General features: G+C 34.7%; 13 protein-coding genes and 1 other annotated feature. All 13 genes read right to left on the reverse strand.

What is annotated here, in order from left to right; translation table 11 throughout:
- Positions 1 to 51: 51 nt before the first annotated feature.
- Positions 52 to 741 carry a 5'-methylthioadenosine/S-adenosylhomocysteine nucleosidase gene (mtnN, locus tag D8M06_RS03435; protein ID WP_121202936.1) on the reverse strand — a complete coding sequence of 230 codons (690 nt, stop codon included), beginning with the start codon at positions 739 to 741 and terminating at the stop codon, positions 52 to 54.
- Positions 742 to 781: 40 nt separating this feature from the next.
- On the reverse strand, positions 782 to 1,453 hold the full coding sequence (locus tag D8M06_RS03440) for a YrrS family protein (protein WP_121202937.1): 672 nt from the start codon (positions 1,451 to 1,453) through the stop codon (positions 782 to 784).
- 147 nt (positions 1,454 to 1,600) lie between these two features.
- Positions 1,601 to 2,077: a transcription elongation factor GreA gene (greA, locus tag D8M06_RS03445; RefSeq protein ID WP_121202938.1), complete on the reverse strand. Its 477-nt coding sequence runs from the start codon at positions 2,075 to 2,077 to the stop codon at positions 1,601 to 1,603.
- A gap of 246 nt (positions 2,078 to 2,323) precedes the next feature.
- Positions 2,324 to 2,965, reverse strand: coding sequence for a uridine kinase (gene udk / locus D8M06_RS03450; RefSeq protein WP_121202939.1), 642 nt, complete (start codon positions 2,963 to 2,965; stop codon positions 2,324 to 2,326).
- Positions 2,966 to 2,981: 16 nt separating this feature from the next.
- A complete protein-coding gene (locus D8M06_RS03455) occupies positions 2,982 to 3,623 on the reverse strand; it encodes an O-methyltransferase (RefSeq protein ID WP_121202940.1) in 642 nt (213 codons plus the stop codon).
- 102 nt (positions 3,624 to 3,725) lie between these two features.
- Positions 3,726 to 4,841, reverse strand: coding sequence for an endolytic transglycosylase MltG (gene mltG, locus D8M06_RS03460; RefSeq protein WP_121202941.1), 1,116 nt, complete (start codon positions 4,839 to 4,841; stop codon positions 3,726 to 3,728).
- A 232-nt stretch (positions 4,842 to 5,073) separates the two neighbouring features.
- Positions 5,074 to 5,358, reverse strand: coding sequence for a DUF1292 domain-containing protein (locus D8M06_RS03465; RefSeq protein ID WP_121202942.1), 285 nt, complete (start codon positions 5,356 to 5,358; stop codon positions 5,074 to 5,076).
- A 13-nt stretch (positions 5,359 to 5,371) separates the two neighbouring features.
- On the reverse strand, positions 5,372 to 5,785 hold the full coding sequence (gene ruvX, locus D8M06_RS03470; RefSeq protein ID WP_121202943.1) for a Holliday junction resolvase RuvX: 414 nt from the start codon (positions 5,783 to 5,785) through the stop codon (positions 5,372 to 5,374).
- Complete coding sequence (locus D8M06_RS03475) at positions 5,786 to 6,052, reverse strand: IreB family regulatory phosphoprotein (RefSeq protein WP_121202944.1); 267 nt, start codon at positions 6,050 to 6,052, stop codon at positions 5,786 to 5,788.
- 274 nt (positions 6,053 to 6,326) lie between these two features.
- On the reverse strand, positions 6,327 to 8,966 hold the full coding sequence (gene alaS / locus D8M06_RS03480; RefSeq protein WP_121202945.1) for an alanine--tRNA ligase: 2,640 nt from the start codon (positions 8,964 to 8,966) through the stop codon (positions 6,327 to 6,329).
- Between the two features lie 183 nt (positions 8,967 to 9,149).
- Positions 9,150 to 9,362, reverse strand: a binding site (T-box leader).
- A 48-nt stretch (positions 9,363 to 9,410) separates the two neighbouring features.
- On the reverse strand, positions 9,411 to 10,484 hold the full coding sequence (locus D8M06_RS03485; RefSeq protein ID WP_121202946.1) for an AI-2E family transporter: 1,074 nt from the start codon (positions 10,482 to 10,484) through the stop codon (positions 9,411 to 9,413).
- A 40-nt stretch (positions 10,485 to 10,524) separates the two neighbouring features.
- Positions 10,525 to 10,710: a hypothetical protein gene (locus D8M06_RS03490; protein ID WP_121203092.1), complete on the reverse strand. Its 186-nt coding sequence runs from the start codon at positions 10,708 to 10,710 to the stop codon at positions 10,525 to 10,527.
- Positions 10,711 to 10,881: 171 nt separating this feature from the next.
- Positions 10,882 to 13,203, reverse strand: a complete 2,322-nt coding sequence (gene recD2, locus D8M06_RS03495; RefSeq protein WP_121202947.1) for an SF1B family DNA helicase RecD2 — start codon at positions 13,201 to 13,203, stop codon at positions 10,882 to 10,884.
- Positions 13,204 to 13,208 lie beyond the last annotated feature (5 nt).

The following is a 13,208-nucleotide window of genomic DNA, read 5'->3' on the forward strand; positions in this document are numbered from 1 at the left end:
CAATTATAAAAAGCATATTCTTTTAGATAAGAGCCTTATTTAAATACTTATTTAAAATGTTTTTATCATAGACATAATTAATTCCGCCGCATTTTTTGCTGCTTTTTCAAGGAATGCATCAAATGAAATAGAAGACTCTTTTCCGGCAATATCTGAAAGTGCTCGGATAATTACAAATGGCTTATTATATTGATAACAAACTTGTGCAACTGCGGCTGCTTCCATTTCTGAGGCAATCATGGATGGGAACTTGTCTCTTATAAAAGTCACGCGTTCTGCGTCATCCATAAATGAATCTCCTGTTGCAATAATTCCTTCCTCATAATTTAATCCTAAGTATTCAACCGCATTAACAGCTTTAGAAATTAAGTTAGAATCAGCAGTGTACATCGCTGGCATAGCTGGTACTTGTCCGTAATCATAATTAAATGCTGTTACGTCTACATCATGATGAACGACTTTACTCGATATTACTACATCGCCTACGTCTAGTTTTTCTGAAAATCCTCCTGCTGAACCTGTATTAATTACATAGGATGGAGCATAACGTTCATGCATAATGGTAGTTGCCATTGCAGCATTGACTTTTCCTATTCCGGATTTTAAAAGGACAACATCTTTTCCATGTAATTTCCCTTCAACAAACAGACAGTTAGCTATCTTCTCTTCTTTTTTCTCAATCATATTTTCTAAAAGTAAGTAAACTTCTTCGTCCATTGCTCCAATAATTCCAATTGTCACTGTATTGCCTCCATTCAAGCCTTCATAATCTTAGGTGATTTTATTTATATTTTTCCCAATCATTTTCAAATAGTACTTCTACTTTTGTTGGCTGCCAGCCCTCATTGTCTTTCCACGATAGATAAACACGGTAAACTTCAGTTTCTGCCGAATCAGAAACGGTAGCAACCACTTTTTGTTCTCCACCACGGCCTATCCACCATTCACGATAATCTTCTTCATTAAGGCCTGTTGCAAGTAGTATTGCCTTTGTCATTTCAAGGCGATCTTGTGAATTAGAATCATAATTAATCGTGTGAGGTCCTTCTTGCTCCGTACCGACAGGCTCCCAGTTTCCTGTATACGCTTCTGATACATTATCATCTGATGGTTCTGCTTCTTCAATTATCACGTCTTCATTGTTGGAATTATTATCTTCCTCATCATTTTCGGTAGTGTCTTCTTCTTCGGTGTCATCAACTATATCAATTTCTGTAGCTGCCTCTTCATCCGTATCTTCCATGGATGTTTCATCTGTGTTATCTGACTGGTCCTGAACTTTCTCATCAGATATCTCATCTGTTTTTTCATCGTTACTATCCCCACCAAATAACCAAATGCCGATTAACAGAATTAAAAGGATCACACTCACTATCATAAGGATAGAAATAAATTTAGTGTTTTTACGGCGTTTCTCAAATTTGTTTTTACGTGTATGATTCTCCTGTTCCATGGCTTCCCCTCCCTAAGTTACTATATTATCTTATCATATCTGGAATACAATGTAATATTACAATTCCGTATCCAATTAATATTTTATGTGTGAGAAACAAGGTATTTTTTGTATAAGAAAAAGCAGGAGACTCCCCCTACTTTTTTCTTACTCAACTTTTAAGATTTTAACCTGAATATCTCCACCAGGAGTTGTTACATTAACTTCTGATCCAACTTCTTGACCAAGTAAACTTTTGGCCATTGGAGAATCATTTGATATTTTGCCTTCAAATGGATCTGCTTCTGCACTACCTACAATGGTATAAGTTTCCTCATCGCCATCTGGTAATTCAACAAATGTTACAGATTTGCCTAATGATACCATGTTCGCATTTGCATCATCATTTTCAATAATAACAGCGTTTCGAATCATCTTTTCAACCTGAGTAATTCTTTGTTCGACGAATGCTTGTTCATCTTTAGCAGCATCATATTCAGAGTTCTCAGACAGGTCACCAAAATCACGTGCAATTTTTATACGTTCAACAACTTCTTGTCTGCGGTCTGTTTTTAAGTATTGCAACTCTTTCTCTAATTTCTCTTTTCCCTCTTTGGTCATATAATAACTTTTCTCTACAGCCATTAAAAACACTCCTTTTACACTATACAATATCAAATGAGCGTTTACAGAAACCGCTCAAAAATCACTTATAAATGCTATTCAAATAATTTCGTAAGAATACATCTGAATAAAATGAAATCCGCAACGAGATACCAAAGTGTACGATAAGTCATAGCTTTGCGGGTTCTTTCTTTTTAAAACATATTACTATAGTTATAAATATGCTATTCATAACTATGGCAGACTTTTATCAAATAATCAAGCGTTTTAACTATTGTTTTCTTGCTTTTTGGATAATATATTTTCAATTTTAGTTGCCATTATATCGATAGCAACATGATTTTGACCACCCTCAGGGATAATAATATCAGCATACCGTTTCGTTGGTTCAATAAATTGCAAATGAGAAGGTCTCACTTCATTGAGGTATTGATTTATCACAGAATCAAGTGTTCTTTCTCGCTCTTTAATATCTCTTTGTAATCTCCGGATAATTCGAATATCAGCATCTGTATCAACAAATACTTTAATGTCCATTAGATCCACTAATCTTGGATCCTCCAAAATAAGAATTCCTTCCAAGATAATAACATCTTTTGGCTGAACTGGAATTACCTGTTTCGACCGCGTATGGATCGTGTAATCATATACCGGTTTTTCTATTGGTTTATTATCCAACAAATCATGTAAATGCTCGATTAGCAAGTCATTATCGAATGCCAAGGGGTGGTCATAATTGGTATTTAACCTTTCATCAAAGGGAAGGTGGCTTTGGTCTTTGTAATAGTAATCCTGCTCTATTACTAAAATTGTTTTATCTGTAAAACGTTGGCATATCGACCTGGTAACAGAAGTTTTACCACTTCCACTCCCCCCAGCAACACCTATTACTACTGGCTTTTCCTTCATTTATAATGGACTCCTTTCATGTCTTGTAGCTTAATGCAACTCCGTCTCCGATGGGAATGATAGATGTTGTAAAAGCTGGGTGGTTCATTAAAAATTGATTATATAACTTTATTTTTTCTACCATTTTTCTATATCGTTTGGGGATTTCCTGAGAATCTGTCATAACATATCCTCTAAATAATACATTGTCCGTTAATATCATTCCATTATTCGTTAAGAGTGGTGAACAAAGATCAAAAAAGCGCCTATATTGACCTTTTGCAGCATCGATAAATATAAAATCAAAGTTCTGGTTTTCTTCTTGTAACTTTTCTAATATGTCCAATGCATCCCCATATATCACTTCAATTTGATTGGTTTTCTCTAATTTATTTATATTGTTTATTGCTTGCTGATATCTGGTTTCGTCTCGTTCTATTGTTACAATGGAGGTGTTTGGAGATGCTTCTAACATTCGAAGCGCGGAATAGCCGATAGCTGTTCCTACTTCTAAAATTCTTTTAGGCTGTTTTATACGAACTAATTGCATGACAAAATGGATTCCAACCGTATCCATTATTGGAACATTGTTTTTTATTGCCTGTTCTTCTAATTCAAGAACCCAATCTTCCTTTTTGGGTAATATTTGTCCTAAATAATCAGCTATTTGATCTTCCATACTAACCTCTTTCCTTCAAACATAAAGTTCTTGTGAATTTTTAAATGTATAGATAAAAAACGAGAAATGTGAGTTTGAACCCACATTTCTAAAGTATCTACCTTACTTTAAATATTTCTCTCGATTTTTATTATGTTCCTCATTGGTTTCAGCATAGTGAATATTCCCATCACTGTCATGAAGAAAGTAAAGGAAATCAACATCTGAAGGACTCATCACTGCATCCAATGAACTCTCTGAGAAGTTGGAGATTGGTCCAATTGGTAATCCAACAATTTGATAAGTGTTATAAGGCGAATCTACTTCAGTGTGCTTATCCAATGTTGTTTCCAGGTGTTCTCCAACAGCATATGCTACTGTTGGGTCTGTTTGCAGTAGCATTCCTTCTTCTAAGCGATTATAAAATACCCCAGCTATATTCTTTCTTTGCTTTTCATTTCTTGCTTCTTCTTCTACCAATGACGCAAATGTTATTACTTCATGTATAGACATGTCTTCATTCTCTATTTGGTCATAGTATGGAGTTACGACTTTTTGCGTTTGATTAAGCATAGTCTCAACTATAGATTTGATATTTGGCTTTTCTTCAAAGAAGTCATACGTTGCTGCGAATAGATAGCCCTCTAATGGTGCGATAATATTATCATCTAGTATCGCATCAGACAATATAGGAAATCTATCGATCAACTCTTTAATGTACTCCTTGTCATTAACTACTTCAAGAAACTCTTCTTTCGTGATTGGAAGGTCTTCAGCATAAATCTCTGCAATTTGGTCAATTGTCACTCCTTCGGGAATAGTCACTTTATAGAGTGGATCATTCATCACTTTACCAGTCTTAAGATTCCCTGTTATTTCATCTATAGACATAGAAGGAGAAAAGGTATATTCACCAGCTTGAAAGTCAGATTCATTATTAAGCTTTATGTAAAAACGAAAAATAAATCCATTTTTGATGATACCATTTTCCTCGAGGATATTCGCAATAGTGGAGGTGGAAGATCCTAAAGGTATTTCTACTTGTATCTCTTCATCACTTGAAGAATCCAGTGGTTGTAAAGCTGATTTAATATACATATACCCAGATATACCGCCAATTACTAAAATAAGAACAATCGCTAATATAATCACAGTTACTATTTTCCGTACTTTACTTGCTTCTTCCCCGCGAGCAATCAGGTTGTCCTTAAACTTACTCTTATTTTTCTCTTTAGACATTTGGATTCCCCCTTTCATCCGATATATTATACTAAAAAAGCATAATAATATCCATACTTTTTGTGTATAGTTAGTCTTAGGCATTTTTGTTTAACATCTTATTTTTTCATCGATCGAATTAAAATAAAACAAAACTGACTAAGTCTTTTTCATTTTATACATAAGAAAGAGGTACGAATCCTTTCGCACCCCAATAAATAAGTTTTCCTAATATGAAATTCTATTCAGTATGTTATTCTGCCCCTAATTCTTCATCTGATAATGTATTTAACATTTCTTCAACCATATCCCATTCCTCATCTGATTCAATTGGGAATAGAGTTAAATCATCTTTTTCCGTTTCTTCATATCGAAAAGCATAAACTTCAACTTCTTCATCCTCTGCTTGTTCTACAGGAACTACAGCAATATAGGAGTTTTCTGTTTCATCTACATCAAAGGTAAATAAAACTTCAAATAAATGTTCTTCTCCATTTTCATTAGGAACAATGATGCGTTCTTTTTTTTCTAGTGACACACTTACACCTCTTTTATTTTTGATCTAAAAATCCCTGCAGTATCATGACTGCTGCCATTTTATCTATAACTTTTTTTCTTTTCTTTCTACTCATATCCGCCTCTAATAAAACTCTTTCAGCAGCCATTGTAGTAAGTCTTTCATCCCAGAGCACAGTAGGGATCTGGAAAGTTTCTTCGATGTGATCAGCAAACTTCTGAGAAGCTTCACCGCGTTCACCAATAGTGCCATTCATGTTTTTAGGTAGTCCTACTATAGCTTTGCCAATATCATGTTCTTTTATAATTTCAGATATTTCCTTATCTGCTGAGTTGATAGCCTCTTCGTCCCAATAAATCGTTGTTAGTCCTTGGGCTGTCCAACCTAGTGCATCACTGATAGCGACCCCAATTGTCTTAGAGCCAACATCAAATCCTATTAGTTTCATTTAATCCGCCTTTTGCTGTTCCAAATAATATTTAACCAATTCTTCGATTACTTCATCACGTTCAACTTTCCGTATTAAATTCCTGGCATCATTATATCTTGGAATATACGCTGGATCACCTGAAAGCAAGTAACCAACAATTTGATTAATTGGATTGTACCCTTTTTCTTTTAAGGCTCCATGAACCGTAAAAAGTATCTCTTTAATATCCTGGTCATACGGTTCTTCTGAAAAATTAAACTTCATCGTTTTATCAATTGAACTCATTTTGACACCCCGTCTCTAGAAAACTTACGTTTGTTCATACTTTTTTAGATATAATCTTCTTATATTAATATAGCTTTTACCTTTGATGATAGTAAGATTAACACTTTGATGACTACTTGAAGCATATCATATAGTTTTCTAAAATAAAATACTAAGATTATAACTACGAAATCTACATATATTTTAACACGTATGTTATTTAAAGTGAAACTTCAGTCGACAAGAAGATAATTACCTTCAGCCGACTGGTAGATTAACTATTAGAAGTAAAACATTATTTACTAGTCTCTACGACGTATTTTTTTACAAATTGTATAGCTTCGTTTATTTTGGCTGGATCCTTTCCGCCTGCTTGCGCCATATCTGGACGGCCTCCACCGCCTCCTCCACAAATTTCAGCAGCTTGTTTGATAAGTTTCCCAGCATGAAAACCTTGATTGACTAAATCTTTCGACACACCTGCCGCAAGCTGAACCTTACCATTTGTCTCTGTCGCAAGCAGAATAAGACCAGATTCTAACTTCTGTTTTAAATCATCAATCATATTTCTTAATTGATTCATATCTTTTACGTTTACCTGCTGTGCAAGAACAGATATTCCTTCCACTTTTTCCACTTGCTCTAAAATAGAAGAACTCTGTGCATTAGCCAATTTAGCATTTAAGGATTCATTTTCTTTTTGAAGATCTTTTATATCACGGAATAGACTTTCAATCCGTTCTGGAAGATTTTCTTCTTTCGATTTTACTAAATGTGCTGATGTATGCAATAGTTGAAGCTTTGAATTTAAATAGTTGTATGCATGCTTGCTTGTAACTGCTTCTATTCTACGTATACCTGCACCAATTCCACTCTCTGATACGATTTTAAATAAGCCGATATCTGAACTATTCCGCACATGACAACCGCCACACAACTCTAAGCTATAGTCCCCTATCTGAACTACACGGACCACATCACCATATTTTTCACCAAATAAAGCCATTGCTCCCATTTCTTTTGCTTCCTGTAACTTCTTGTGATTGACCTCTACAGGTAATGCTTCCCACACTTTTTCATTTACAATTTGCTCAATTTGTTTTAATTCATCCTCTGTAACTGGATTAAAATGAGAAAAATCAAAACGCAATCGTTCAGGTGTCACTAGTGATCCTGATTGATTTACATGAGATCCAAGTACATCTTTTAAAGCTTGATGTAATATGTGTGTTCCCGTATGATTTTTGATAACGGAGTTACGAAATTCATAATCAACTGCTGCTTTTACATTTTCACCTGATGATAATTCGCCATCTTTAATAACAATTTGATGGATATGTTGACCCTTAGGTGATTTTTTCACTTCTTTCACAAAGGCTGTAGCGGATTCTGTATAAATCCATCCATTATCTGCAACTTGCCCTCCGCTTTCAGCATAAAATGGAGTTTCCGTTAAGAAAACATAGACTTCTTCTCCACTTTTGGCAGTTTCAATGATGTCATTCCCATCAAACATCGCAGTGATTTTCGTCTCTGTTTCTAATTTTTCATACCCTACAAATTCACTTACAACATCTATTTCACTTAAAACGGTATCTTGAACTTGCATGGAATCGACTTTTTGTCTAGCATTTCGAGCTCGGCTTCTTTGTTTTTCCATCTCTTTGTTATAGCCTTCTTCGTCTATAGTAAAACCTTGCTGTTCCACATACTCTTCAGTTAATTCTTTTGGAAAACCGTATGTGTCATACAATCGAAATACCTCTTCCCCTGGAAATACGGAGCTTTCTTTTGCTTTTTCTTTCTCGATAATAGAAGTTAATATATCAAGACCATCATTAAGTGTTTCATGGAATCGCTCTTCTTCTACTTTTACAACAGATTCAATAAACTCCTTTTGTTTTAAAACTTGCGGATAGAAGTCTTTCATAATTTCTCCCACTGTTTCTACTAATTCAAACATGAAAGGTTTATTGATTCCGATTTCTTTAGCAAATCGTACAGCTCTCCTCAGTAATCTTCTTAACACATAGCCTCTTCCCTCATTTGATGGCAGTGCTCCATCGCCAATTGCAAAGCTTACAGTTCTTATATGATCAGAAATTACCTTAAATGCTGTGTCAGCTTGTGCTGATTTTCCATAGTTTGTGGTTGAGAGATTTTCTGTTTTCTGAATGATTGGCATGAACAAGTCCGTTTCAAAGTTCGTAGGTGTATTTTGAACAACTGAAACCATCCGTTCTAGCCCCATTCCTGTATCAATATTCTTCTTAGGAAGAGGAGTATACGTGTCATCAGGATTATGATTATACTGAGAAAAAACTAAATTCCAAACTTCCAAATATCGATTATTTTCGCCGCCAGGGTATAGTTCGGGGTCATTTGGGTCATTCCCGTATTCTTCTCCACGATCATAGAAAATTTCAGTATTTGGTCCACTTGGTCCTTCTCCAATATCCCAAAAGTTCTCTTCTAAGCGAATAATACGTTCTTTTGGAATGCCAATATCATTCATCCATATTTCATAAGCTTCATCGTCTTCAGGATGAACAGTTACAGCTAATAATTCTGGTTTTAAGTTCAGCCACTTTTCACTTGTAAGAAATTCCCATGCCCATTCAATTGCTTCCTTTTTAAAATAGTCACCTATTGAAAAATTACCAAGCATCTCGAAAAAGGTATGATGTCTTGCCGTATATCCAACGTTTTCAATATCATTGGTACGGATAGATTTTTGCGCATTTACAATACGAGGATTCTCAGGAATAACACGTCCATCAAAGTATTTCTTCAATGTAGCTACTCCACTATTAATCCAAAGTAAAGTTGGATCATCTTTAGGGACTAATGATGCACTAGGCTCAACACGATGTCCTTTCTCTTTAAAAAAATCAAGATACATTTGTCTCACTTGCGCTGAAGTTAATTGTTTCATTTGATATCCTCCTTTAAGATATTTAAGAATTAATTGCTATTTGGATATACATAATTGATAGTAACTCCTAATTTATTTAATTCAGAACAGTTAGCGCTCGCTTTCACTTATGAATGTCTTCTGCTGTCATTCGCTCCGGCAGAACTTATAAGCTTAAACAAAAAAATCTCCTCTCTGCATAACTGCAGGGACGAGATTTGGTTCGCGGTACCACCCTAATTATGAACGATTTGACACCATTCATCACTTTGAACATGTTAACGGTATGTAACCGGCGGGTATTAGCCGCACTCCAGTGTAGCTTTCCATAATTGCAGAATAAGATTTCTTTCAGCCTAAGGAAATCTCTCTCTTTAAAACGGTCAATCATGTACTTATCACTTTCATCATATTATGTTCATAGAAATTTTTCTTATTTGAGTATATGCAAATTTGCTAAACTTGTCAACGACGAAACGATATTGCTAACGCATGGTTCGTCATTACTTTAATTACCGAAAGTACTGGTACTGCTAAAATCATACCAATTACTCCAAATAATTGACCACCTAATAATAAGGCAAATATGATTGCCACTGGATGGATGGCCACACTTTTCCCAACTATATATGGAGACAGTAAATTTCCTTCAATAACCTGTATAACGAAGATACCAATAATAACAAAAATTACAATCTGAATGGAGTTTGTTGTTGTAAAAGTTATAATTATTGCTGGAACAGCTCCAATTATAGGGCCAAAATATGGAATAATGTTCGTTACTCCCATAATAATTGCCAATAATAGGGCGTATTCAATCTTTAAAAACTTAAATACAAGGAGTGCTGTTAAACTGACAAATAGACATACAATTAGCTGTCCACGTATGTAATCTCCCAAGCTATCATCAATGGCGTGCACCATTTTGCTTGACTGTTTTCGATACTTACTAGGAATTATGGTTTTGATGAATCCTTTTATTTTTTCATAATCTTTTAAGAAATAGAATACTAGCACAGGAATAACTGTTATAGTAATAATCATATCAAATATTTTAGTAAATCCACTTAACAGATTGGACAATAAATCATCTAGTGAGTTTTCAATAGTAATAAAAAAATGATCCATTTTGTCATGTACTGTTTCTGGCATAAAAGAGGTATATTCATATAAACTGTAAATCATTTTCTGATAAGTTTGCACAAATTGGGGAAAGTTATTAGATAAATCATGTACCTGATGAACAATCGCCGGATATACACGATAAATTAGATAACCGACACCAACAAAAAATAATAGATATATTAATAAAATGGCCAATCCTCTATGAATATTAAAACTATGCAGCTTTTCTATAATTGGAAAGAGTAAATAAGCTATTAGACATGCGATTATAAATGGAAGGAAAAGCTTCCATAAGAATGTAAAGACTTCCTTATAATATGGAAATGTCTTTACGAGTAAAAAAACAAATAAAAATAATAGAATGCCAATCAAAAGCCAGTAAATAATTGATACGCGATTTTCATCTCGAAACATCTAACTCCTCCTTAGTACAATATAGTTGACTAAGGGAATACTACTGTAATCTGAGCTCATCTTCAGAAAATAAGTCATTTAGAGAACTCAAACTACCATCCGCTTCGATTTGATGGACTGCTAATTCATTATTTACGACGGTCATCTCTATGAAACATGTCCAGCAATAATAGTTTTGTGTACCTATTTTGCCAATATCTTTACCATTACAATTTGGGCAGCGCATATACATAAACCTATCACCTCATTTACAATAAAGATGTATATCCAATAAGAACAGGCATAAGAAATTTCCCAGAACCTGCATAATAGCAGTCCTTTTTCAAACCTTTTGGATTAACTCTTTAGAGAACTTTACAGATGATAGGTTTACCAAAAATATCTAACTATATACATTTTATTCCATAAAATCATATGGAGAGAGCTCTTCTTCATTCCTATTCTGTACTTCCATAGGAGAAGTTTTTAATTGTTTACTTAACCGTTCCTTTAAAGAAGTGTACCGCTTATTCGTATCCATTGTTCGAATCCCCTTAAAGAAGGCGTTCATCTCACCACAAATAATCAATGACTCTTTACTCCTTGTGATGGCAGTATACACTAAATTCTTTCGCAGCATTCGATGGTAAGCCGATATAACAGGCAACACGACAATCGGAAATTCACTTCCTTGAGATTTGTGAATGGATATACAATATGCATGCATAAAATTGATATAATCTTTTCTGACATAGACAACTTCCTTGTCATCATCAAAGGAAATGACAATTTGCTCCTCGTTTTCCTTATTCTCATCTTCTCTGAAAATAGCAACAATCTCACCTATGTCCCCATTAAACACACCATCTTCTGGCTGATTGACTAGTTGAATGACCTTGTCACCGACTCGATATACGACATCATTTGCCTTAACTTCTCGTCTTCTTTTCGTCTTAGGGTTAATTAACTGCTGTAAATGTTTATTGATCATTGTTATACCAGCTTGAGAACGATACATTGGAGCTAATACTTGCATGTCCTTTAAGTCCATTCCCTTTTCCTTCGCTCGATTAAAAATGGTAGTAATCACATCAATCATTTGATATTCATGACAAGTTATAAAGCTGAAATCTTTATCATTTTTCAGAGATTCAGGTGTACATATATCATTCTTTATTTCGTGTGCTAATTGTATAATTTTAGAACCTTCTTTTTGACGGTAGACTTCACTTAAACTGATAGAAGGAATCAATCCACTTAGCAATAAATCAGATAACACTTGACCAGGACCAACTGATGGTAGCTGGTCTTCATCTCCTACGAGTAAAACTTGCATATTATCAGGTATTGCTTTAAATAAACTATTTGCTAACCAAATATCGACCATTGAAAATTCATCTACGATCAGAAACTTCCCGTTCAACTGCTCTTGCTCATCTTTATCAAATCCGTTATTACCATTCCAACCTAACAATCTATGGATAGTAAGAGCCGGAAGACCAGTTGATTCTGTAAGCCGCTTCGCTGCACGACCAGTTGGGGCAGCTAAAACAAATGGAAAATCTTTTTTTTTATCATAATCCATGGGATCAAGAGAGAGATTGTGAATAGCTGCATAGGCCTTAATAATCCCCTTTATTACGGTCGTTTTCCCAGTTCCCGGTCCACCAGTCAGTATCATAACTTTAGAGTGAATAGCTTGATTAATTGCCTCAAACTGCTCTTTTCCATAACTAAGTACTTCCTGTTCTTCTATATCTCCAATGATTTTCATAACTTCTGCCAAAGGCGTCTCATGTTCAATCGGTTTTTGAATAATTCGTTCTAGATGTGAAGCAAAACCATCCTCTGCGTAATACAAAGAAGGTAAATATACATTACCATCTTGGATAATTGCTTTCTTTTCCGTATTTAATTCTTCTAACCTATCTGCAATAATGGATTCTGTCAGCTCCTGACTTCCAATAAGCAAATTCATCACTTCATATATACAAGCATCTAGTGGAAGATAAACATGCCCATCTTGAACACTTTTTTGCAGGACATAAATACACCCAGCACCGATTCGGTTAGGATGCGTTAAAGATAGTCCATTTTGTCTAGCAATTTCATCTGCCGTCTGGAATCCAAACCCTTCTATATCAAAAACAAATTGATAAGGATCTTCTTCTAATTTTTCCATGGCATCTTCTTTATACACTTTATAGATTTTTTGGGCCATTTTTAATCCAATATTATACTTCGCTAAATGAACAACCACATGCTCAAAGCCCTGATTCTCATGAATACTTTGAACCAATTTATCTCGTGTTTCTTTTTTTAGCCCTCGGACATCTTTTAAAGATTCCGGATGATTTAATATCTTGGAGATGGCGTTTTCTCCTAGCTGATTGACTATACGTTTCGCAAGCTTTTTACCAATTCCGTAGAATAAGTCACTGGATAAATAAGCCACCAGACCGTCTTTTGTATCTGGTATAAACGTTTTATAAGACAAGACTTTGTATTGCATGCCAAATTTTGCATGACGCTCAAATTCCCCATAAAAATAATAGGTTGTCTGCTCCTGTAATCGAGAAAAGTAACCTTTTATGACAACATCTTTTTCTTTAAAGTCTTCATTTGTTTCGCGTATTTTTATTTTTGCAATGGAAAATTGTTCAGACTCATTATGAAAAATGGTATAAAGTAACTCGCCCTTAATATACTTTTGTTCTTCTGATTGCTGAACGTTTTCCATGAAAA

Source organism: Oceanobacillus halophilus (genome assembly GCF_003628505.1).
GTDB lineage: Bacteria > Bacillota > Bacilli > Bacillales > Amphibacillaceae > Oceanobacillus > Oceanobacillus halophilus.

Coding starts and splice junctions, on each gene's coding strand:
- D8M06_RS03440 (WP_121202937.1), bottom strand. CDS start 1,453: ATGGAACAGGAGAATCATACACGTAAAAACAAATTTGAGAAACGCCGT.
- greA (WP_121202938.1), bottom strand. CDS start 2,077: ATGGCTGTAGAGAAAAGTTATTATATGACCAAAGAGGGAAAAGAGAAA.
- udk (WP_121202939.1), bottom strand. CDS start 2,965: ATGAAGGAAAAGCCAGTAGTAATAGGTGTTGCTGGGGGGAGTGGAAGT.
- D8M06_RS03455 (WP_121202940.1), bottom strand. CDS start 3,623: ATGGAAGATCAAATAGCTGATTATTTAGGACAAATATTACCCAAAAAG.
- mltG (WP_121202941.1), bottom strand. CDS start 4,841: ATGTCTAAAGAGAAAAATAAGAGTAAGTTTAAGGACAACCTGATTGCT.
- ruvX (WP_121202943.1), bottom strand. CDS start 5,785: ATGAAACTAATAGGATTTGATGTTGGCTCTAAGACAATTGGGGTCGCT.
- D8M06_RS03475 (WP_121202944.1), bottom strand. CDS start 6,052: ATGAGTTCAATTGATAAAACGATGAAGTTTAATTTTTCAGAAGAACCG.
- alaS (WP_121202945.1), bottom strand. CDS start 8,966: ATGAAACAATTAACTTCAGCGCAAGTGAGACAAATGTATCTTGATTTT.
- D8M06_RS03485 (WP_121202946.1), bottom strand. CDS start 10,484: ATGTTTCGAGATGAAAATCGCGTATCAATTATTTACTGGCTTTTGATT.
- D8M06_RS03490 (WP_121203092.1), bottom strand. CDS start 10,710: ATGCGCTGCCCAAATTGTAATGGTAAAGATATTGGCAAAATAGGTACA.
- recD2 (WP_121202947.1), bottom strand. CDS start 13,203: ATGGAAAACGTTCAGCAATCAGAAGAACAAAAGTATATTAAGGGCGAG.